This window comes from Bartonella alsatica (genome assembly GCF_013388295.1).
Taxonomy (GTDB): Bacteria; Pseudomonadota; Alphaproteobacteria; order Rhizobiales; family Rhizobiaceae; genus Bartonella; species Bartonella alsatica.
Window position 1 is genome coordinate 230,546 of the sequence record NZ_CP058235.1, and the last position, 23,413, is coordinate 253,958.

A 23,413-nucleotide genomic window follows, 5' to 3' on the forward strand; every position below is an offset into this window, starting at 1 on the left:
TACCTTTCTCATTTCTTGCGCTGATGACGCGTACGCATAATAAACTTATCGGTGGCTTTATTGGAGCGCGTACGCTTACCCTTCGTAGGTTTACCCCAAGGAGACACTGGATGACGCCCCCCCGATGTACGTCCCTCACCACCACCATGTGGATGATCAACTGGGTTCATAGCAACGCCACGAACATGCGGACGCTTACCACGCCAACGTGACCGACCTGCCTTACCATCATTAATATTCCCATGATCAGGATTTGAAACAGCACCAACGGTTGCAAAACAACTGCTAGACACCAAACGCTGCTCTCCGGAATTAAGACGAAGAATAGCCATTCCTTGATCTCGTCCAACCAACTGTGCATAAGTACCAGCTGAACGCGCAATCTGACCACCCTTTCCAGGTTTTATTTCAACATTATGAATAATCGTACCCACCGGCATATTACCGAGCGGCATAGCATTTCCTGGTTTAACATCAACATTTGAACCAGCTATTATAGAATCGCCAACATCAAGACGTTGTGGCGCAATAATATAACTCAATTGCCCATCCTCATAGCGAATTAGTGCAATAAAAGCAGTGCGATTTGGATCATATTCCAAACGCTCAACTTTCGCAAAAACATTGCGCTTAAGACGCTTAAAATCAACAAACCGATAGCTACGCTTATGACCACCACCCTGAAACCGAGCAGTAACACGACCATGATTATTACGCCCACCTTTTGATGACAAACCTTCAGTCAGTGTTTTTACAGATTTCCCCTTATAAAGACATGAACGATCTACAATAACAAGCTGACGCTGCCCCGACGTAGTTGGATTAAACTGCTTAAGTGCCATTATTTTATCTCCGAGCCTCTTTAAAGACCTGTCGAAACATCGATAGACTGACCACTCGCCAGTGTCACGATCGCTTTCTTGACATCACTCTGCCGACCAACAATACCCTTAAAACGCTTCACTTTGCCCTTACGGACTAACGTGTTAACTGCTTTCACTTTTACACTAAAAAGCGCTTCAACAGCAGCTTTAATTTCAGGTTTCGTCGCTCTCGGCGCAACATTAAAAGCAACTTGATTATATTCAGAAATCATAGTCGATTTTTCAGTAATAACTGGACTAATAATTATATCATAATGCCGAAGATCTATCATTTAAAACGCTCCTCAAGAGCCTCGACAGCTGCTTTTGATAAAACAAGTTTGCTGCGACGCAAAATATCATAAACATTAATACCTTGAATTGGTAAAATATCAATATTAGGAATATTCGATGCTGCTCTAGAAAAATTAATATCAATATCTCTACCACCAATTAAGAGAGCATTATTGAATCCAAGCTTAGAAAAACAAGAAACAAGCACCTTGGTTTTAACATCCTTAATGCTCATCTCATCAACTACAATTAAATTCTTTTCCTTTAATTTCGCTGATAAAGCAAAACGCAACCCAAGTGCACGAATTTTTTTAGGAAGATCATGCGTATGACTACGAACCACTGGACCATGTGCTTTACCACCACCACGAAACTGTGGCGCACGAGCAGAGGAGTGTCGAGCACGTCCTGTTCCTTTTTGTTTAAACATCTTTGCCCCTGTTCGTGATACATCAGATCGCCCCTGAGATTGATGAGTCCCTTGCTGACGATGTGCAAGTTGCCAACGAACAACACGTTGTAGAATATCCTCACGTGGAACAAGACCAAAAATAGCATCAGAAACTTTCAACTTACCAGCTTCATCCCCATCAAGGGTTTTAATTACAAGATCCATTACACGGCTCCCTCAGATTCAGAGGTCTCCATCATCGGAGTAATCATTTCCGCTTTCTCCTTTGCAAGATGGCGAATACCAGCAGGCTTCGGTACATTATCAGGAAGAGGTTTTTTTACAGCATCCCGCACCAAAATCCAAGCACCTTTAGAGCCAGAAACAGAACCACGTACTAAAATCAAACCACGTTCAATATCTGTAGAAACGATCTCAATATTCTGCGTGGTTACACGCACCTGCCCCATATGGCCAGCCATCTTCTTCCCTTTAAACACTTTACCTGGATCTTGACATTGCCCTGTCGAACCATGCGCACGATGTGTAATTGAATTACCATGTGAAGCACGATGACCACCAAAATTATGACGCTTCATAACACCAGCAAAACCCTTACCGATACTCGTACCTGTCACATCAACCCTCTGCCCTGGAACAAAATGCTCCACTGTAATCTCAGTACCAACATCAAGAAGATTATCGGGACTCACACGAAATTCTGCCATTTTAGCCTTCGGTTCAACAGAAGCTTTAGCAAAATGCCCACGAAGCGGTCGCGAAGTATTTTTTATTTTAGCAAATCCTACACCTAACTGAACAGCAGTATAACCATTCTTTTCAACTGTACGCTGAGCCACAACTTGACAATTCTCCAAACGAAGTACTGTTACTGGCACATGCTCACCAGCTTTATTATAAATACGGGTCATGCCCAACTTCTGTGCTATTACACCTGAACGCATCGGGTCTGTTCCTTCTGTCCTCAAACCTCAGAGCTTAATTTCTACATCAACACCAGCAGAAAGATCGAGTTTCATAAGAGCATCTACTGTTTGCGGTGTTGGATCAACAATATCAAGAAGACGTTTATGTGTACGCATTTCAAACTGCTCACGGCTCTTCTTATCAATGTGTGGTCCACGATTGACCGTAAACTTCTCAATCCGCGTTGGAAGTGGAATAGGACCACGGACATTTGCACCAGTACGCTTAGCAGTCGACACGATTTCACGTGTCGATGCATCAAGAATTCTGTGGTCAAACGCTTTCAAGCGAATGCGGATATTTTGATTGTTCATGCTCTTTTATTTCCCTGTCATGCAAAACACCTTTAACAGCAAAGGCACTTTTCACTAACCTTTATTTACTCAATGATCTTAGAAACGATACCTGCACCAACAGTACGACCACCTTCACGAATAGCGAAGCGAAGCTTCTCTTCCATTGCAATCGGAACAATCAAAGAGACATCCATCGCAACATTATCACCAGGCATAACCATCTCCGTTCCTTCTGGAAGTGTAACAATTCCCGTCACATCCGTAGTACGGAAATAAAACTGAGGTCGATAATTCGTGAAAAATGGAGTATGACGCCCTCCTTCATCTTTTGTTAAAATGTAGGCCTCTGCTTTAAATCTTGTATGAGGAGTAACCGAACCAGGCTTTGCCAAAACCTGTCCACGCTCAACCCCTTCACGATCAACCCCACGAAGCAGTGCTCCAATATTATCTCCTGCTTGACCTTGATCTAAAAGCTTGCGGAACATTTCAACACCTGTAACCGTCGTCTTAGAAGTCGGACGTATGCCAATAATCTCGATTTCCTCACCAACCTTAATAACACCACGCTCAACACGACCTGTTACAACCGTCCCACGGCCTGAAATTGAAAAAACATCTTCTATCGGCATTAAAAATGGCTGATCAACTGGTCGCTCAGGTGTCGGTATATAATTATCAACTTCACTCATCAAAAGACGAACTGCATCTTCCCCAATGCTTTTATCTTTATCTTCAAGAGCTGCTAACGCAGAACCTTTTACTATCGGTATATCGTCTCCGGGAAAGTCATATTTTGACAATAGCTCACGCACTTCAAGCTCAACAAGCTCCAAAAGCTCAGCATCATCAACTTGATCAACCTTATTAAGAAAAACAACAATCGCCGGAACACCTACCTGACGTGCTAGCAAAATATGTTCACGTGTCTGAGGCATCGGACCATCAGCAGCAGAAACAACCAAAATCGCTCCATCCATCTGCGCTGCTCCTGTGATCATGTTTTTTACATAATCCGCGTGCCCAGGGCAATCAACATGTGCATAGTGCCGTTTCTCTGTTTCATACTCAACATGCGCTGTAGAAATGGTAATTCCGCGTGCACGTTCCTCTGGTGCAGCATCAATTTGGTCATACGCTTTAAATTCACCAAAATATTTCGTAATCGCTGCTGTCAACGAGGTCTTCCCATGATCAACGTGACCTATCGTTCCTATATTAACATGCGGCTTCGTACGTTCAAATTTGCTCTTTGCCATTTGAGCTCTCCATTTTCCATCCAAGTCAAGGACTAAGTTAAAATTAATGACTTAAAAATCATGCGTATTTTTTCTGAATCTCCAAAGCAACAGCCGAAGGGACAGGTTCGTAATGATCAAACTGCATTGTATATTGCGCACGCCCTTGACTCATCGAACGAAGATTATTTACATAACCAAACATGTTCGCCAAAGGAACCATTGCATTCACAACTGTAGCAATACCACGAGTCTCAGTTCCTGAAATTTGACCACGACGAGAATTTAGATCACCAATGACATCACCAACATAATCTTCTGGAGTCACAACCTCTACCTTCATAATTGGCTCGAGAAGCTGTGCACCAGCCTTCTTTGCTCCATCACGAAAAGCTGCACGAGCAGCAATTTCAAAAGCCAAAACGGAAGAATCAACATCGTGATAACCACCATCGATCAGAGTAGCCTTTACACCAAGCATAGGAAACCCTGCAAGAGGCCCTGATCCCATAACACTTTCAATCCCTTTTTGAACACCAGGGATATATTCTTTGGGAACAGCACCTCCAACAACTTTCGACTCAAAAACAAAATCATCGCCCTCGTGAGGTTCAAAAATAATCTTTACACGAGCAAACTGTCCCGCACCACCAGATTGCTTCTTATGCGTATAATCAATTTCTGCCATTTTGGTAATCGTTTCACGATAAGCAACTTGAGGCTGCCCAATATTTGCCTCAACTTTAAACTCACGCCGCATACGATCAACAATAATATCAAGATGGAGCTCACCCATTCCAGCTATAATAGTTTGCCCTGATTCCTCATCAGATTTTACACGGAATGAAGGATCTTCAGCAGCTAAACGATTCAGTGCAATACCCATCTTTTCCTGATCTGCTTTCGTTTTGGGCTCAATAGCAATCTCAATAACAGGCTCTGGAAAATCCATCCGTTCCAAAATAATAGGCTTTAGAGGATCACAAAGAGTATCACCTGTTGTCGTTTCTTTAAGCCCTGCAAGAGCAACAATATCACCAGCAAATGCTTCCTCAATATCCTCACGAGAATTTGAATGCATTTGAAGCATACGGCCCAGGCGCTCCCTTTTCCTCTTCACAGTATTTTCTAGAGAAACACCCTTCTGAACCTTACCAGAATAAACACGACAGAAAGTTAATGACCCAACAAAAGGATCATTCATAATCTTAAAAGCAAGCATGGAAAGCGGAGCATCATCCGAAGATTCGCGCGTTGTCTCAGATTCAGTCTTCACATCTATACCACTAATGGCCGGAACATCAACCGGAGAAGGAAGATAAGAAACAACAGCATCCAAAAGTGGCTGAACACCCTTATTTTTAAAAGCTGTCCCACAAAGAACCGGATGAAACTGAACCTCTATTGTCCCCTTACGGATCAGAGCAATAAGCTGTTCATTAGTCGGCATAACACCTTCTAAATAAGCCTCTGTCGCAGATTCCTCGACCTCAACTGCCATCTCAATTAATTTTTCACGATATTCTTCCGCCTTCTCCTTCAAATCGGAGGGAATCTCACTAACTACCGCTGAAGCACCGATGGAACCATCCCATTTCAATGCCTTCATCTCAACAAGATCAATGACACCTTCGAAATCATTTTCAGCACCGATTGGTAACTGCAAAACAAGCGCTTTAGCCCCTAACCGAGAACCAACCATTTCTACACTACGATAAAAATCAGCACCGATCTTATCCATCTTATTAACAAAAACCATGCGTGGCACACGATATTTCTCAGCCTGCCTCCAAACAGTTTCCGTCTGAGGCTCAACACCAGCATTTGCATCCAATAAAGCTATCGCCCCATCAAGAACACGCAAAGAACGCTCAACCTCAATAGTAAAATCAACGTGCCCTGGTGTATCAATGATATTAAAACGCCGTTTACGTCCATCACGCCCTTCCCAAAAAGTCGTCGTCGCAGCAGATGTAATCGTAATACCACGCTCTTGCTCTTGCTCCATCCAATCCATCGTAGAAGCACCATCATGAGTTTCACCAATTTTATGATTCTTACCCGTATAGAACAAAATACGCTCAGTCATCGTGGTCTTACCAGCATCAATATGCGCCATAATACCAAAATTACGATAGTCTTCAATTTTATATTCGCGAGCCATTACATTTGCCTTAAGTCTTAAACATACCTACCAGCGATAATGAGAGAATGCACGATTAGCTTCAGCCATACGATGGACATCCTCACGCTTCTTTACTGCAGAACCACGATTATTAGCCGCATCCATCAATTCACCAGAAAGACGATCAATCATTGTTGCTTCATTCCGCCCACGTGCCGCTGAAATTAACCAACGAATAGCAAGAGCCTGACGACGACCAGGGCGAACATCAATTGGAACCTGATAAGTAGCACCACCAACACGACGAGAACGGACCTCAATATGAGGAGCGACATTTTCTAACGCTTGATGAAACAGAGCCACAGGATCTATTTTCACTTTCTTCTCCACCACCTCAAGCGCACCATAGACAATACGCTCAGCAACTGACTTTTTACCATCAAACATAATGGCATTCATAAATTTCGTAATAACCAAATCACCAAATTTAGGATCCGGATTAATTTCACGTTTTTCTGCTCTATGGCGACGGGACATGGGCTTTGTCTCTCAATATTATTTTGGACGCTTTGCGCCATACTTTGAACGGCGCTGTTTACGATTCTTGACACCCTGCGTATCAAGCAAACCACGAATAATGTGATAGCGAACTCCTGGCAAATCTTTCACACGACCACCCCTAATCATTACAACAGAGTGCTCTTGAAGATTATGCCCCTCTCCAGGAATATAACCAATCACCTCGAATCCATTTGTTAAACGGACTTTAGCAACTTTCCGAAGCGCAGAATTGGGTTTCTTGGGTGTCGTTGTATAGACACGCGTACAAACACCACGCTTCTGTGGATTCGATTGAAGTGCAGGAACCTTATTGCGCTTAACTGGCACAACACGCGGCTTGCGAATCAACTGGTTTACGGTAGGCATGTAACCTTCCTCTTTTTGATTTTCTTCTCACCCTTTTGGGCTTTTTCTATTTCATCTATTCCGATAAAATCGGAGCAAATACTTAAACTCACACACAAAATCGGGCAGCACTGCGAAAACAGCTTACCCGATTACAAGCAGAGAAGGCAATAGCCTTTTGCACTAGCATTTGCTTTTAATCTTTAAAACAAAACCCGTTTGAATGACCCTTTGGATGAACACTCAAAACCGCTTATCATTCTCACATCGGTTATAGTACTTTCTAATAGCGAGAACACATACATTCGTCAAGAACTAAACATCAGAAAGTTTTTAAAAATGAAAATAAATTAATCATACACTTTGAATTTGGCTTTTACAGAAGTTCTTGATAAATGAAATCCTCATAGTAATATCTCTAACCATAATATAATATTGTGGATATGTCTAATATGTCTATAAGAATACTTGAACGCAGCAATTTAACCAATTGCACAGGTGATATTTAAGATGAATACCATGAAAATAGTAACTTGGAATATTGCTGGAATAAAAGCAAGACATGAAACATTATACCAATGGCTACAGCAAAACCAGCCCGACGTAGTCTGTCTACAAGAAACTAAAAGTACTGATGAAAATTTTCCACGCAATGCAATTGAAGGATTAGGTTATCACATAGAAACACACGGACAAAAAAATTTTAATGGCGTTGCGATTCTCTCTAAAAAAACACCTGATGAAGTTGTCCGAGGATTACCAGGCAATGATAATGATGAACAAACACGCTACATTGAAGCCGTTTATTCAACAAATAAAGGTGTTATCCGTATTGCATCCTTCTATTTGCCGAATGGAAACCCTGTAAAAAGCGAAAGATATCTTTATAAAATGGAATGGATGGAAAGATTGTATGCACATGCAAAATTATTGCTTACATACGAAGAACCTCTTATCCTAGCTGGTGATTATAATGTCATTCCCACCCCATTAGATGCAAAAAATCCTCAAGAGTGGAGTCATAATGCCTTATTTCTTCCACAAATAAGACAGGCATTCCAACGTATTATCTATTTAGGTTTTTATGACGCTATTCGTAACGTCACAGAAGCCCCCTCATACAGCTTCTGGGATTTTCAAGCTAATGCGTGGCGCAAAAATAATGGGATTCGTATTGACCACTTACTATTATCACCAGAAGCTGTCGATCAACTTATTTGCGCTTATAGCCAAACAGAAGTAAGAGGATATAAAAAACCATCGGATCATACTCCCGTTTGGGCTCACCTTAATTCCAATTAAGAATAAAGTACTTGGACTTTAATTAAAATAAAAAATATCCCAACTAGAATATAAATGTGCTAAACGGTACGTGACGATATATCTCAAGCTAAAAATAAAAACGAAAAATTGTAAATGAATGGAGGACATAATGAAACAATCACTGTTAATTTTTATTGCAGTAATTGCCATTGGGCTGACAAGTGTCGCACGTGCCGGTAATGACACACTTGAAAAAATAAAAAGAACAGGAGAAATTACCCTAGGTGTTCGTGAATCATCAGGTCTAGCCTATGCCCTTGGTAATGATAAATATGTAGGTTTCCATACAGAAATGGCAGAGCGTATTATTGACGATATTTCAAAAAAAATTGGTAAACCGATTAAAATTCGTTATATTCCCATCACATCACAAAATAGAATCCCTCTCTTGAAAAATAATACCTATGATTTTGAATGTGGCTCAACAACAAATGATGTTGCCCGTAGTAAAGAAGCTGCATTTGCTTATACCACTTATGTAGAAGAAGTTAGAATTGCCGTAAAGAAAAACTCTAATATTAAATCTCTTGCCGATTTAAACGGAAAAATAGTCGCTACCACCACCGGTACAACGTCTGTCCGCCTTATCCGTAAAAATAAACGTGCCAAAAATATTCATTTTAAAGTTGTGAAAGGTAAAGACCACGGAGACAGCTTTTTATTATTAGAATCTGGCCGCGCAGATGCATTTATTATGGATGCTTCAATTCTTGCTGGACATATTGCCAAATCGAAAAACCCATCCGATTATGTCATCCTTGATACAGTACTTTCAGTCGAACCCATTGCTTGTATGCTCCGATTAAATGACAAAAAATTTGAACAAATAATCAATGATAGTATCATACGCCAAATTAAAGACGAATCACTTGCAAAACTTTATGATAAATGGTTTATGAAACCAACTCCGCCTACAAATATTATTGTTAACCTTCCCTTATCTAAAACAACAAAATATGCCTGGGAACATCCAAACAATAAGCCTCGCGAAGAATACTTAGATAATAACCTGTAGAATTCGAAAAAGGATAACCACGTTCTTTGAAAATTGAGTGTGGTTATATTTTAGTTCGTTTTTTTATAAATTCAGCATATTTAAATACGGTTGATTTATTCTACTATTTTACAGATACTTAAATTTAGGAAATATTAATGGACTTTTCTTTCCTTTGTAAAGATGATCTTAATCAAACACTCGTGGTTGGATGCTTTGGAACTCCTGGTGTGAATCATACCTATTTAGATACGCTACTTGATAGCTTCAAAAATACAGTTATATTATCCGTCTCTTCATTGATCTTAGCTGTATTCTTGGGTATCATTATAGGGACAATACGCACTCTACCAAATACTTCCATCAGCCGTTGCTTGTTGCGTACTATTGGAAGTATCTGGGTGGAAATTATGCGTAACATTCCTTTACTTGTACAAGTGTTTTTATGGTATTTTGTTGTGCCTAAAGTTTATCCACCAGCGATGAACTTTTCACCTATTCTCTTAATAACATGTGCCTTAGGATTTTTTACATCTGCCCGTATTGCAGAACAAGTTCGCTCTGGTATTGAAGCAATTCCTTCTGGACAACGTTATGCAGCTATGGCACTGGGATTTACAACCTATCAAGTTTATCGCTATATCATATTACCACGTGCTACGCGCACAATCATGCCTCCGCTTACTTCAGAAGCAATGGGAATTGTGAAAAATTCATCCATAGCATTCGCTGTTTCACTAAACGAACTGATGCAATTTCAATACCAAACAATTGAAGAAGTAAGCCATGTTTACGAGAATTATCTCATTGTCACGATTCTTTACATCATTATATCTTTATTTATATTCACCATTATGACAATAATTGAGCAAATGCTCAAGATACCTAATTTTCAAACAGAGGAACACAGAATATGATAAATTCCATAACCTCCAAGTTTGAATTTTTTTCTCCTTTCAATTTTTCAGATTTCGATTTTTCATTTTTTACTTTTGATATATTCTATTCTTATATTCTATCAGGGTTACTCTTTAGTATTTTTCTAACTCTTTTTGCAACAATACTAGGACTTATTTTCGGTACACTCTTAGCAATGATGCGGCTTTCTTCTATAAAATTGGTCTCTTGGCTTGCAATAATTTATATAACTGCTATGCGCTCAATACCACTTGTTATGGTTATCTTATGGTTTTTTGTACTTCTACCTTTCATAACTGGAACATCAATCGGTGCAAATAAATCAGCACTCATTACCTTTACCGCATTTGAAACTGCATATTTTGCTGAGATTATGCGCGCCGGTATAAACTCTATTTCACAAGGACAAAAACAGGCAGGGCAAGCTCTTGGAATGACATATTGGCAAAATATGTACATCGTAATTCTTCCTCAAGCTTTTAGAGACATGTTGCCAATTTTTTTAACACAAGTGATTATTCTTTTTCAGGACACAACACTTGTTTATGCAATTAGCGGCAATAGCCTCTTGAACGGTTTTGATATTGTTGCTAACAATTTCGGCGTAAAGCAAGAAGCTTATGTCTTGGCAGCTATTTTCTATTTTGCTATCTGTTTTACATTGTCGCAGATAGTTTTATATCTACAGAAAAAAATATCCATTATCCGCTAACAGGAAAAAAATGTCTACGCATATGATCGAAATAAAAAATGTTTCCAATTGGTATGGTGAAATTAATGTCCTTAAAGATTGCTCTACCAATATTAACAAAGGCGAAGTCGTTGTAGTTTGTGGGCCCTCAGGCTCAGGAAAATCAACACTTATTAAAACAATTAATGCCCTTGTACCTTTTCAAAAAGGTGAAATTTGGATTAATGGAGTCCCAGTTCATTCAAAGCAGACAAATCTGTCTAAATTACGTAGTCACGTAGGAATGGTATTTCAACACTTTGAGCTTTTTCCACATTTATCTGTCACAGAAAATTTAACAATAGCACAAATTAAAGTTCTAAAACGCAGTAAGAAAGAAGCACTTGAACGTGGCTTGTTATATCTTGAACGCGTTGGACTGATTGAACATAAAAATAAATACCCTGGTCAACTTTCCGGAGGTCAACAACAACGTGTTGCTATTGCACGTGCATTAACTATGGATCCACTCGTGATGCTTTTTGATGAACCCACATCTGCTCTAGATCCTGAAATGGTAGGTGAAGTACTAGATGTTATGATCAGTTTAGCTGAAGAAGGTATGACGATGATTTGTGTAACACACGAAATGGGTTTTGCTCAAAAAGTATCAGAGCGTATTATTTTCATGGATCAAGGAAAAATTCTCGAAGATTGTTCATCCGAAGAGTTCTTCTCTGCCCCTCAAGCCAGAACACCGCGTACACAAGAGTTTTTGTCTAAAATTCTCAGCCATTAATCATTACATGATGAAGACAAAAATTTTTCTCTCTTTAAACTCGAATAAGAGGTAAAATTTTGTTATTAAGAAATCCACGAAACGTTGTAATAATATATTCAGAAACTATTATTTTTTAGAATATCATCAACCAGAGACATTGCCTTACGTCGTTCAAATTCATCACAAATGTTAAAAGCACGCTTTTGTAGAGGATAAATCCAATTACGATCTTTTGCATTAGCTTTTTCATAGGCCGCAGTTAACATCGCGACACCGCGAATTGTTTTTCCTGCCTGAAAAAGCATATTTCCAAGCATTGCTTGAGCAGGAGGATTTCCTTTCCTTGCTGAAAGTTGAAACCACCGTGCTGCCTGTACAAGGTTTTTTTCTCTTCCCTCTCCTTTTAAAAATATTTTTCCTAGTTGATACTGAGCTTTAGGATTTCCATAATTCACCGCAGCTTGCATATAAAGATTAGCAGCATAAAAAGAATTAGGTTTTACGGGTGATTGAGGAATACCTTTTTTTATATATCCTGCAAGTTTAACCAACGCATCAGAAACATAACTTTCACTCTCTGAGCCAAGATCAGCACCTTTTTCAACGACATATGCAAAAAAATTATATGCTTTATAATCATCTTTAGGTACACCATCACCATCTGCATAGATATGGCCAAGTTTCCAATTCGCACCAATATGCCCCATACTAGCTGCACAACGTAATGCTGAAATAGCCAGATTTATTTGCCCATTTTTATAAGCAGACATACCACGTTTCAAAAAATAAAATGAATTATCAGCAGCATTCTTCGAGCTATTTATATCTATTCCATAAGCAGCAGAAAAAGATCCTCCCCAAATAATAATAATTGCGGCTCTTTTTAATACCTTAAATATGTTTACCATCTAAAAATCCCCCCCTTATCTCAGTTTTATGATTACATGTACTCCAAATTTCTTTATATACACTGGAAATTTTCTTTTCAGTAAGAGAGAAAAAAATATTTTAAAACTAGTATTTTAACAAAAAAGGCAAATAAATAGAAATCGCCCCAAATATCTAATTAAAAGAATGTCTTACTTTTGTATACAAGAACTTAATTTTTAAGCATAAATGAGCAGTACAATAATATAAAGTCTCCACGAAAGAAGTAAAAAGTCGAAATCACGCCAATCTCTCTAAAGCAACAGATATTTTCTTCTGTACCGCACGCAATTCTATAATTCTGTTACGTTCAATCTCAATAATTTCAGATTTTGCATTTGCGATAAAGTTAGGATTGTTTAGTTTAAGCAATATTTTTTTAATATCCTGCTCAATTTTACTAACATTTTTCATTAAACGAGCGCGTTCAACTTCCAAATCAATCAACTGCTCCAATGGTAAACAAAAAACCGCCTCTCCCACAATCATTTGTGCCGAAACAACTGGAACTCTATCAGAGAAATCAATAGATTCAATACGCGCCAACTTTTTAAGAAGAGTATCATAAAGTTTCACACGCTTTTGCGTTAATTCTCCACCTTCTACAATAACAAGAGGTGCTAGCGTACCAGCTGGAATATTCATCTCAAAACGCACAGATCGAATCTCACTGACAACATCAATAAGCCAATTAATATCAGAGGCAGCTTTTTCATCTACAAATATTTCCTCTGGCCATGATACCAATGCCAGCATATCCTCACGCTTCATACCTGGCGTTTCTGTAAGAGACCACAACTCCTCCGTCATATGAGGCATAAAAGGATGAAGAAGTTTATAAACTACATCCAAAACAAAAGCAGTACATGCCTGAGTCTCATTTTTAGCATCCTCATTGGAATCTTGAAATATCGGTTTGAGAAGCTCCAAATACCAATCACATAATATATTCCAAATAAAGCGGTAGAGTACGCTAGCAGACTCATTAAACTTATAATTTTCAATGCCAACAGTCACTGCCGAAATAGTTTTAGATAACTCTGTTAAAATCCAACGATTAAGCGTAAGCTTTGCTTTTTCTGGCTTAAAAGCTGGATCATGTTTAACACCATTCATCTGTGCAAAGCGGGTGGCATTCCATAATTTCGTAGCAAAATTACGATAGCCTGCAACACGGGAAGGGTCCAGTTTAACATCACGACCTTGTGCTGCCATAACAGCCAAAGTAAAACGGAGTGCATCTGCACTATATTTTTCAATGAGCTCCAATGGGTTAATAATATTTCCCTTCGATTTTGACATCTTTGCTCCCTTCTGATCTCGAACGAGAGCGTGCACATAAACCGTTGGGAAGGGAACCTCACCCATAAAGTGAAGTCCCATCATCATCATACGAGCAACCCAGAAAAAAATAATATCAAAACCTGTAACAGATAGAGATGTTGGATAAAAAGTAGCTAATTCAGGTGTTTTGTTTGGCCAACCTAGTGTTGAAAAAGGCCAAAGTGCGGATGAAAACCATGTATCCAAAACATCTTGATCACGGGTTAATTCCACCACTCTACCATAATGGGAGAGAGCCGAAGCTAAAGCTTCTTCTTCACTTTTTTCAACAAAAATCTTGCCATCAGGACCATACCAAGCCGGTATCTGGTGCCCCCACCATAATTGACGTGAAATGCACCAAGGTTGAATATTTTGCATCCAATTGAAATAAGTTTTCTCCCAACTATCAGGAACAAATCGCGTTTTCCCTTGATGAACAGCCTCTATCGCTGGTTTTGCTAACTCTGCAGCATGAACATACCACTGATCTGTCAAGAATGGTTCAATAGGCACCCCGCTGCGATCCCCATGAGGAACAGTATGTGGATGATCTTCAACAGCTGCTAAATATCCTCTCTCTTCCAACAAAGAAACAATCCGATTGCGTGCAAAAAAACGATCACATTGATCTAAATTTTCTACTAATAGGTTTAATCCATCGGATAAAGTTAAACCATCGAAAAATGCTTCATTCTCACGGAGAAAAATCTCAGCTTTTTCTGTAAAAATATTAATTAAACGTAGATTATTGCGCTGCCCTACTTCAAAATCATTAAAATCATGTGCTGGGGTAATTTTTACAGCACCACTCCCCTCATCAGGATTTGCATAAGTATCACCAACAATTAATAATCTACGTTCAACAAGCGGTAAAAGAGCATTTTGACCTATAAGATCTTTATAACGATCATCTTCAGGATTAACCGCAATTCCTGTATCACCAAGCATTGTTTCTGGGCGTGTTGTTGCAACCGTTATAAAAGTTGTAGCATCATTTGGATCAAAAATTTTACCTTCAAGTGGATATCTAAAGTGCCACAAATAGCCTTTGATTTCTCTTTGCTCAACTTCAAGATCCGAAATAGCCGTTAATAATTTTGGATCCCAATTAACGAGACGTTTATCCTTATATATCAACCCTTGCTTATAAAGCGTGACAAAAACTTCGCGAACAGCTTGAGATAACCCTTCATCCATTGTAAACCGCTCACGCGACCAATCACACGAAATACCAAGACGGCGCAACTGATTCGCAATAATTCCTCCAGTTTCGTAACGCCATTCCCAAATACGCTCAACAAATTTTTCTCTACCCATTTCTTGACGCGTTGGCTCTTGTCGCTCTGCAAGTTGACGCTCAACAATCATTTGCGTTGCAATTCCTGCATGATCCATACCAGGCTGCCACAACACATTTTTGCCACGCATCCGCTGAAACCTGACTACAATGTCTTGAATTGTTGTATTAAGTGCGTGGCCCATATGAAGTGAGCCCGTAACATTGGGAGGTGGAAGCATAACACAAAAAGGTTCTGCATCACTTTTTGCACCCGCTCCCGCTTCAAAAGCACCACGAGCCTCCCACCTCTTTGCAACCCGTTGCTCTATAGAAGCAGCATCATAGTTTTTTTCTAACATTCTACTCACCCATAACGCCGCTGAAAATTAATATATGATCTAAAACGCGATCATACTATCCTACAAGGCCTACTTATTCACAGTACACCTGCAAAGCTGTAAACAAAATTCTTATAAAATAAAATGAAAATTGAAAAAAGCAATAAAAAGCAAATAGTTAAGATGATTTCTTAATTGCCTTGACAATCTCTTCACGTAAAATTTTCTCAAGCAAAACAGGCAATTTACCCTGTAACCACTCTGCTACAGCTGGACGCAAGACATCCTTTGCAATCTTCTCAGCAGAAGAAATACAATATTCAGATAACTCCACATGACCAACCTCTATATTCTCCGACTGGGAGAAATGTGCCTTATCACTATATTCTTTTGTTTTATGAACAGAACTCTGCTCTTCAAAAGAAAGCTTTACCTTTTGCATATCTACACCAACTGCATTATTTTCTGCTTCTATATTCTCTTTTTGCGTTAAAGAAAAATCCTGTTTCTCAGAAGAAAGGCCAATACGATCAGCTAAAGCTTTCATTGCATCATCAACTGATAAGGTTGTATCATAAGCTCCCTCTGACGCTGCTGCTGAATGATCCGCAGAAGCATTCACTGCTACACCGCCATTTAAAAAGTGATCAGGTTGAACCGAATTTTCTTCGATTATTTCACGAATAGATGTCAAAATTTCATCCATACTCGGTTCACGTAATACGCTTGAACTCTGTACCATACTTTAAAACCTCTCAATGATGCAACAACAAACAGAATCATTCTTTAGTGTAAGCAAAAGAATAATAAGATCAACATGCTTCCCTCTATATTTCCAAACACAAACGTCGTGAAGAGGGCACTACACACAACTTTTTTATTTATGAAATGCTCTATTTTCCAACATGTTCAATTCTGGATCTACTAATCTTTTAAAGATCGACATTATTTGCAGATTAATATGCACTATCGAATATATTTAATCGTTTTTAGACCTAAATAATCTGCAGTCAATTTACCAATAGAAGATTGAACACTATAGCTCGCAACAACAGCATTACATTCTGCCATCGCAAGTGCAATTTGAGCATTAATTAACTGAGTTCGAGAATTTAAAACATCCAATGTCGTAGCCTGCCCTACCCGATTTTCTTGAACACGACCTTTAAGAGCAATTTCAGCAGCACGAACACTCTCACGATACGCGACAACAGACGTACGCGCACCCTCTAACTGAAACCAAGCAGAAGTAAGTGCCTGTCTTATCTTACTATGAGCTAAATTAAGCTGAAGATGAGCCTGCTCAAGTTGTTCCTTGGATTGTCGAATCTGAGCAGATGCACGCCCACCTTCAAAAATTGGAACACTCACTGACACCCCTATTGATTTAGAAACTCCCTCTTCCCCAGCACCACTGTAAATCTGATTATAAGATGCTGCTGCAGAAAGATCAACTTTAGGAAGCAATGCTCCTTCTTTTGCCTTTACATTGTAACGGCTAGCATCAACCAAATATTTTGCATAAAGAATTGCCGGATGTAGTGCAACACTCATCTGATAAGCAGCATCAAGATTGATCGGTAAATCTTTTGCCACAGGTGGATGTATTAATTTTTCAGGATCAGAACCAATAACTTGCCTATAAACTGCCTCCGCTGATTTTACATCAGCACGTGCCCGACTAAGTTCTGAAATAGCCACAGATCGCGCAGCTTGTGCTTGAGAAAGATCAACACGCCCTCCTTCTCCCACATCAAATTTTGCTTTATTCGAACGAACTTGTTCTTCAAGAGCAGCCAAATTTTCTCTACGAAGATCAGCAATACGACGTGCTTGATATACATTCGCATAGGCTGTTACAGTGTCAAGAAACGTATTTTGCTCAACATTACGAAGATATTCACGCTGTGCTTTCAACTTAACCTGTGCTGAAGAAAACATATTTTGGGTGCTAAATCCGTCAAATAATCTTTGATTTAACTTTATCCCTATGGCACCAGAAGTAGTATAGGGACCCCTCATGGGTTTACTCCGTCCATAGCTTCCAATACCTTCAATTTGTGGCAATAACCCAGACCGTACAATAACCACATCATCACTTGATATACGCACCGCAGCACGTTCACTATTTAATTCAGCATTGTGTATATAAGCTTTCGCAAAAGCATCCATCAATGTTTCAGCACAAACCGATCCTGATAGTAAAACATTCAGAACCAGAAACAAACACACCTGAAATTTCTTGTTTATTTTAAACACAATACCCACAACAACAAACCCCACATTAATTTAAATTATCTTTTATTTACAAACAAAACAAACACTAAAATATAAAATCAGGTGTTTTTAAAAAACTAGGAAGAGGTTTTACAGCGAGATTAAAAGCACGACGCGCCGCAATAATCTTATCTTCTTTTACATAGATTCGCGCAACACCGGAATTACCGCACCCCTCAACCACAACAAGACGTCCGTGGTTTTTCATTTGATCAAAGAGACTTTCGGGAATAAAATCGACAGCTCCCTCGATAAAAATCAAATCATAAGGCCCCTCAACAGCATATCCCTTCTCTAAAGGTCCATGAATTACAATCACATTGTCATATTGATTACGCTTTAAAGTCTCAGTAGCTTGTTCCGAAAGAGCTTTATGACTTTCTAACGCAATCACAGACCTTGCAAGTTTTGAAAGCAATGCTGCACAATAACCACTATTAGTCCCAACATCCAAAACGATATCCGATGATTTTACAGCCGCAAGCTGTAGCAATTTTGCCAAAGAAGCAGGCCCCATCGAATAGTAAGCAGGTAATCCATTTTGCGCTGGCCATACAATAATATCGGTATCGACATAACTTAAAGATTTCATATCGGAAGATATAAAATCTTCACGAGGTACCATTAAAAACGCTTCAAGAACTGATAAATCCGTTACATCTACTGTACGAATTTGATTATCAACCATTTTGCGGCGAAGCTCTGCAAAATCTGCAACCATCACAACCCTTTTCTCCCGCATACAATCAAAAACTACAACAAAACGACGAGAATGAGAACTTAAAATACCTTATTGTGGATGTTACAAAAAAGCATATTATAACAAACAATTAGATTCTAGCCGCATTACTTTTTATAATAAAGCGCTTTATCGTGAAGGAAAATCTTTTATTTTCGCATATCACCCTTAAAAGCCATTTTGTTTAAAATCGGCTGGAGGCCTCGCCCGGAATCGAACCGGGATACAAGGATTTGCAGTCCTCTGCGTAACCATTCCGCCACGAGGCCTCGTCAAACATACAAGTGTCAATAAGGGAAGGCGACGCATCCGTCAAGATATAGAAATCTTCTCCGTTCTTTTTTCTTCTTCTTACAATTTATGACATTTTTTAAAAAAAAAGTAATTTTACTCTTTGCAAATCAGTATTGCTTTGCTATAGCCCTTGCAGTTGAATAATTGGGTACTACGTTCCCCGGTAGCTCAGCGGTAGAGCAACCGGCTGTTAACCGGTTGGTCGCTGGTTCGAATCCGGCCCGGGGAGCCAAATTTCTTTTTTTGTGTATAAGATTATTTCATGGATTGCGTGTGAAAGGTGCATAAATAAAAATAAAAGAGTAGCTTCTCAGCTTACCTTCTACAAAACGCATTTTCTTTTATTAACTTTATCTAATAATGCTTCTTGAATTTTCTTAAGGCTTGTTGGGAAAGATTGTTCAACGTTCTAACAGGTATACTTTTTACAACTGACGAATCAACAAAAAACAATAAATGAAGCTGTATTATCAGATATTATTCCCTAATATTACCGATATAACTAAAAATTTCTGTAGCTTAAAAACTATAGGACAATAGGCATAAATCTTATCCTAATCCAAATACCATCTTTAACAAGTTACATTGCACTACATTCTCTTGTTTAAATCGCAATACGTATCAAATAAAAACTAAAACCCATCAATATAATCTCTGAAAGCATTAAAATAAAATGTAGCTAAATGAATTTTTTATAAGACATAAAATCATCTCTATTATAAGTTAGCATAGAGAGATAAAATTTGACCATTTATTATATAATACTTTCTTTTATTTATATTTTTAAAGATAATATATCTAATAACAAATATAAATAAATCTTTTAAAGGCAATTATAAGAGCATGTTATTTACATCATATTATAAAAGAATATGTCTTTTAAAGTTATTAATTACACCAGATATCTAACTTATTTCCACTCCCCAAAAGTGAGAAATTAAAAAAACGCTCTCATTTTGGCAAAAGCATTATTTTATATTTCTCTTTCTCTCGTTTAGACTTATAAGAAACCGAGAAAATATTCTGAACTTACAATCCCTTATAAATATTTTTTTAGGCTGCCTTCTTCACTGACTTGCAAAAACGAAAAGACTTGGCACGTTTTGCTACTTTTTTTGCTTTTTTGTGTTTTTCATTTGAAGATGGAGAATTTTTATCCTTTAACTGTTTAGCTTTATCTTTACGACTTAAAAATTTCTTCTGACGTTTAGATTTTCTAAAATGCAGTTCTTCACCATTTTCTTTATCTCCACTTTTTGGTATAGTCGGCTTTTCTGGAAATGCAGCAAACTGTTCTGGAATAGCTTCAGAGACTAATCGTATACGAATCAAGCGCTCTATGGCACGTAACCGCGCTCCTTCTACTCCTTCATCAAAAAGTGTGATAGCCTCACCAGATGCACCATTGCGTCCTGTTCGACCGATTCGATGCACATAACTTTCAGCTTCATCTGGTAAATCATAATTAATAACGTGGCTTATTCCTGGTATATCAATACCCCGTGCTGCGATATCTGTCGCAACAAGAACCTGTACTGTTCTTTCACGAAAAGCTTTCAAAGCAGACTGCCGAGCACTCTGTGATTTATTTCCATGAATTGTAGCAACTAAATACCCCATCCTTGCTAAACTACGTGTAACAGCATCAGCACCGTATTTAGTTCGGGTAAAAACAATAACCGAAGTAAAAGCTGGATTCGCTAAAAGTTTACCTAAAACCTTCTTTTTTTCACTTGTAGGGACACAATACAATTTTTGAGTGATTTCTGCAGCAGTTGTCCCTTGAAGAACGATCTCTATTTTAATCGGATCCTCGAGCAAAAATTTCGTAAGTGCTATGATTTCTTTCGGCATTGTCGCAGAAAAAAGTGCTGTTTGACGCTCTTGATGTAAAAGCTTTGCGATCTCCCGTATATCATGAATAAAGCCCATATCTAACATACGATCTGCTTCATCCAGAACTAAAAAACGAGATTGAGAAAGATCAACGTATTTTTCACAAACAAGATCTCTTAAACGACCTGGCGTTGCTATGAGAACATCTACACCTGTTTCCATACGTTTAATTTGTTTTAAACGTGATACTCCACCAAAAAGAAGACATGTTGAAAGATGCGTTCCTTTCGCAACAGCACGAATTGTTTCATTAATCTGAACAGTGAGTTCACGCGTAGGAGCCAAAATCAAAGCACGCGCAGTTTTAGGGGAACGCTTATCGCCTAAAGCCAAAATCTGACTCAAAATAGGTAAGCTAAATGCCAAGGTTTTTCCAGAGCCTGTTTGTGCAATACCCAAAATATCATGACCTTTTAACATCACTGGAATAGCTTGTTCTTGAATAGGTTTAGGTTTACTCATACCAGCAATGAGTAAATTTTTAATCAAAAGAGCAGGTAAGCCCAATTTTGCAAAAACATTTTCTCTATTTATATTCAAAATAAAATCTTTCCTCAGTCCAACAACCATAAACAAGTAACAAGCTGAACCTAGTTATTTAAGAATCCACGCAATAGAAACCTTGATATTTCAAATTTGTGAAGCAACGCTTTAAAAAGCGATTTGTACACCCCATGAACATTTAAGATCAAAAGAAAGGCAGATAAATTTTATTCTACAAAGAACTAGCCCACTAGCTTAGATACCTTTACCTGCACTATCGTTCGATTACAACAAAAAAGCAGATATTTTATAAGATATATTTATTATAAACAAGAAAAACACTATTTTAATTGTTATTTCTTTATTCGTTTTCTTCAATAGCAATAAATGTACTCTCTTAAAATCAGAAAAAGTCTCAAGAAAGATCGAATTCTGTATAATTTTCTGACCACTATAGATTAAATCCATTGAGTTTTATCAAAAAATTAAAATTTATAATGAATGATACGATCTTTTATCTCAAAAATAGCCGATATCAAAGCACAAAAGCACCATCATCGGTTTGCAAATAGTCACCCTTGTTTCATTTAAACGATAAGTGCCTGCAGGAAAATTCTTAAACTAAACACGTAACTGTTCAAGAAGATTGCGCCGTAACATATTTTCTGTCGTCTTTAATCGGAGAGCTATTCCTTTAAAAGCCGACCAAGTATATAAGCAGAAAGATGTACGAAATTTTCATTTTTTACAGGATTACGAACACCACCAATTAAATTCAAAAGTTCAGCTTTTCAGATGACAAAATCAAATAATGTTTGGTCGTCGGTAATATCACGATAGCGCCAACCTAATTTTTGAAACTTCTCCTCTAAGATACGAAAATTAATGTATTTTTTTGTTTCAATTGCAATCAATACAGAACCAAAATTTCTAGCTGATTTTTTGAGGTATTCAAAACGCACGATATCATCATCTGGAGATAACTGAGTAAGAAAACTACGCAGTGCACCAGGACGTTGTGGAAAACTAAAAATAAAATATTTTCTCAATCCCTGAAAACGCAGAGAACGCTCTTTAATATCCGGCAAACGCTCAAAATCAAAATTACCACCTGAAATAACGAGAAGAATTTTTTTACCCTTCAACTCCTGAGAGGAAATACTATTAAGAGCATCAATCGATAAAGCGCCAGCCGGTTCAAGAACCACACCTTCAACATTGAGCATTTCAACCATTGTAGAACAAACACGATTTTCAGGAACTGTAATAACAGAATCTGGTGAAAATTGCTTCAACATGGTGTAATTTAATGCGCCAATTTCAGCAACAGCAGCACCATCCACAAAAGTATCAATATTTTCAAGTTTGAGACGTTTCCCTCCCTTCAAACATGCAAGTAAACTTGCTGCCCCTTGTGGTTCAACAAAACGAAGCTTTGTTTTCCAACCATATTCACGTAAAAACTTACTCACTCCACTGGCCAAACCACCCCCGCCTACAGGTACAATTATCAAATCTGGTTCATTCTCTCCATTGAGTTTTTTCCATTGTAACACAGTCTCGCATAAAACTGTCGCCTGCCCGGTAATAATGCGAATATCGTCAAAAGGTGGTGCCATCACACCACCACTCTCAGCAGCGAAAGACTGTGCAGCCGCATAACATTCATCAAATGTATCACCAATTAAGCGAATATCAATAAACTCTTTACCAAAAATGCGCGTCTTATCAATTTTTTGTTGCGGAGCTGTCACAGGCATAAAAATCACGCCCTTACGTCTAAAATAGCGACAAACAAAAGAAACTCCTTGCGCATGATTACCCGCTGACGCACAAACAAATACAGCATCTTGGGATATCTTACCAAGCATTTCTGAAACAAAATTAAAAGCACCGCGAATCTTATATGAGCGTACCGGTGTTAAATCTTCACGCTTCAAATAAATTTCTGCATCATATTTTTGACTCAGAAAATCATTTCTTTGAAGTGGAGTTTCAGCAAACACATTATGTACAGCTGCTGTAGCCTTGGTTACATCTTGGATAAATTTACTCATAACACCATCAT

Annotated in this window: 21 protein-coding genes and 2 tRNA genes; 6 read left to right on the forward strand and 17 right to left on the reverse strand. The window is 38.4% G+C overall.

Going from position 1 to position 23,413, the window contains the following annotated elements; genetic code table 11:
- Positions 1 to 8: 8 nt before the first annotated feature.
- From rplB to rpsL, 9 genes are all read right to left on the reverse strand, one after another.
- On the reverse strand, positions 9 to 842 hold the full coding sequence (rplB, locus tag HWV54_RS01015) for a 50S ribosomal protein L2 (RefSeq protein ID WP_005865059.1): 834 nt from the start codon (positions 840 to 842) through the stop codon (positions 9 to 11).
- Between the two features lie 20 nt (positions 843 to 862).
- Positions 863 to 1,156 (reverse strand): 50S ribosomal protein L23, encoded by a 294-nt coding sequence (locus tag HWV54_RS01020; RefSeq protein ID WP_005865057.1) that lies wholly within the window; start codon positions 1,154 to 1,156, stop codon positions 863 to 865.
- Positions 1,153 to 1,773, reverse strand: coding sequence for a 50S ribosomal protein L4 (rplD, locus tag HWV54_RS01025; protein ID WP_005865055.1), 621 nt, complete (start codon positions 1,771 to 1,773; stop codon positions 1,153 to 1,155). Before rplD ends, HWV54_RS01020 begins: the two co-directional genes overlap by 4 nt.
- Positions 1,773 to 2,513 carry a 50S ribosomal protein L3 gene (gene rplC, locus HWV54_RS01030; RefSeq protein WP_005865053.1) on the reverse strand — a complete coding sequence of 247 codons (741 nt, stop codon included), beginning with the start codon at positions 2,511 to 2,513 and terminating at the stop codon, positions 1,773 to 1,775. The genes rplD and rplC overlap by 1 nt, the downstream gene beginning before the upstream one ends.
- A gap of 27 nt (positions 2,514 to 2,540) precedes the next feature.
- Positions 2,541 to 2,849, reverse strand: a complete 309-nt coding sequence (gene rpsJ, locus HWV54_RS01035; protein ID WP_005865051.1) for a 30S ribosomal protein S10 — start codon at positions 2,847 to 2,849, stop codon at positions 2,541 to 2,543.
- A gap of 65 nt (positions 2,850 to 2,914) precedes the next feature.
- Positions 2,915 to 4,090: an elongation factor Tu gene (gene tuf / locus HWV54_RS01040; protein WP_005865050.1), complete on the reverse strand. Its 1,176-nt coding sequence runs from the start codon at positions 4,088 to 4,090 to the stop codon at positions 2,915 to 2,917.
- 58 nt (positions 4,091 to 4,148) lie between these two features.
- Entirely contained in the window at positions 4,149 to 6,233 is a 2,085-nt protein-coding gene (gene fusA / locus HWV54_RS01045; RefSeq protein ID WP_005865046.1) for an elongation factor G, read from the reverse strand.
- Between the two features lie 27 nt (positions 6,234 to 6,260).
- Positions 6,261 to 6,731 (reverse strand): 30S ribosomal protein S7, encoded by a 471-nt coding sequence (rpsG, locus tag HWV54_RS01050; protein ID WP_005865044.1) that lies wholly within the window; start codon positions 6,729 to 6,731, stop codon positions 6,261 to 6,263.
- Positions 6,732 to 6,749: 18 nt separating this feature from the next.
- Complete coding sequence (rpsL, locus tag HWV54_RS01055) at positions 6,750 to 7,121, reverse strand: 30S ribosomal protein S12 (RefSeq protein ID WP_005865042.1); 372 nt, start codon at positions 7,119 to 7,121, stop codon at positions 6,750 to 6,752.
- A gap of 498 nt (positions 7,122 to 7,619) precedes the next feature.
- Between rpsL and xth the strand changes: the two genes are divergently transcribed.
- From xth to HWV54_RS01080, 5 genes are all read left to right on the forward strand, one after another.
- Positions 7,620 to 8,402 carry an exodeoxyribonuclease III gene (gene xth, locus HWV54_RS01060; protein ID WP_040296372.1) on the forward strand — a complete coding sequence of 261 codons (783 nt, stop codon included), beginning with the start codon at positions 7,620 to 7,622 and terminating at the stop codon, positions 8,400 to 8,402.
- A gap of 130 nt (positions 8,403 to 8,532) precedes the next feature.
- Entirely contained in the window at positions 8,533 to 9,438 is a 906-nt protein-coding gene (locus HWV54_RS01065) for a transporter substrate-binding domain-containing protein (RefSeq protein WP_005865038.1), read from the forward strand.
- A 137-nt stretch (positions 9,439 to 9,575) separates the two neighbouring features.
- Positions 9,576 to 10,334, forward strand: coding sequence for an amino acid ABC transporter permease (locus tag HWV54_RS01070; protein WP_005865037.1), 759 nt, complete (start codon positions 9,576 to 9,578; stop codon positions 10,332 to 10,334).
- A complete protein-coding gene (locus HWV54_RS01075; protein ID WP_005865035.1) occupies positions 10,331 to 11,047 on the forward strand; it encodes an amino acid ABC transporter permease in 717 nt (238 codons plus the stop codon). Before HWV54_RS01070 ends, HWV54_RS01075 begins: the two co-directional genes overlap by 4 nt.
- 10 nt (positions 11,048 to 11,057) lie before the next feature.
- Positions 11,058 to 11,804, forward strand: a complete 747-nt coding sequence (locus HWV54_RS01080) for an amino acid ABC transporter ATP-binding protein (RefSeq protein WP_176953546.1) — start codon at positions 11,058 to 11,060, stop codon at positions 11,802 to 11,804.
- 98 nt (positions 11,805 to 11,902) lie between these two features.
- Here the strand turns inward: HWV54_RS01080 and HWV54_RS01085 are convergent, their stop codons facing one another.
- The 6 genes from HWV54_RS01085 to HWV54_RS01110 all read right to left on the reverse strand — a co-directional run bounded on the left by HWV54_RS01085 (position 11,903) and on the right by HWV54_RS01110 (position 18,941).
- Complete coding sequence (locus tag HWV54_RS01085) at positions 11,903 to 12,694, reverse strand: tetratricopeptide repeat protein (RefSeq protein ID WP_005865032.1); 792 nt, start codon at positions 12,692 to 12,694, stop codon at positions 11,903 to 11,905.
- Between the two features lie 259 nt (positions 12,695 to 12,953).
- Positions 12,954 to 15,677 (reverse strand): valine--tRNA ligase, encoded by a 2,724-nt coding sequence (locus HWV54_RS01090; RefSeq protein ID WP_005865031.1) that lies wholly within the window; start codon positions 15,675 to 15,677, stop codon positions 12,954 to 12,956.
- A gap of 157 nt (positions 15,678 to 15,834) precedes the next feature.
- A complete protein-coding gene (locus HWV54_RS01095; RefSeq protein ID WP_005865029.1) occupies positions 15,835 to 16,398 on the reverse strand; it encodes a DUF2497 domain-containing protein in 564 nt (187 codons plus the stop codon).
- A 224-nt stretch (positions 16,399 to 16,622) separates the two neighbouring features.
- Positions 16,623 to 17,924, reverse strand: a complete 1,302-nt coding sequence (locus tag HWV54_RS01100) for a TolC family outer membrane protein (protein ID WP_176953547.1) — start codon at positions 17,922 to 17,924, stop codon at positions 16,623 to 16,625.
- Positions 17,925 to 17,979: 55 nt separating this feature from the next.
- Entirely contained in the window at positions 17,980 to 18,654 is a 675-nt protein-coding gene (locus tag HWV54_RS01105; RefSeq protein ID WP_005865025.1) for a protein-L-isoaspartate O-methyltransferase family protein, read from the reverse strand.
- A gap of 213 nt (positions 18,655 to 18,867) precedes the next feature.
- Positions 18,868 to 18,941, reverse strand: a tRNA-Cys gene (locus HWV54_RS01110).
- Between the two features lie 182 nt (positions 18,942 to 19,123).
- On the opposite strand from HWV54_RS01110, the gene HWV54_RS01115 reads away from it, so the two are divergent.
- A tRNA-Asn gene (locus HWV54_RS01115) sits at positions 19,124 to 19,198 on the forward strand.
- Between the two features lie 821 nt (positions 19,199 to 20,019).
- Here HWV54_RS01115 and HWV54_RS01120 read toward each other — a convergent pair.
- Positions 20,020 to 21,432 carry a DEAD/DEAH box helicase gene (locus HWV54_RS01120; RefSeq protein ID WP_005865023.1) on the reverse strand — a complete coding sequence of 471 codons (1,413 nt, stop codon included), beginning with the start codon at positions 21,430 to 21,432 and terminating at the stop codon, positions 20,020 to 20,022.
- Between the two features lie 704 nt (positions 21,433 to 22,136).
- Complete coding sequence (ilvA, locus tag HWV54_RS01125; RefSeq protein WP_005865021.1) at positions 22,137 to 23,402, reverse strand: threonine ammonia-lyase IlvA; 1,266 nt, start codon at positions 23,400 to 23,402, stop codon at positions 22,137 to 22,139.
- Positions 23,403 to 23,413 lie beyond the last annotated feature (11 nt).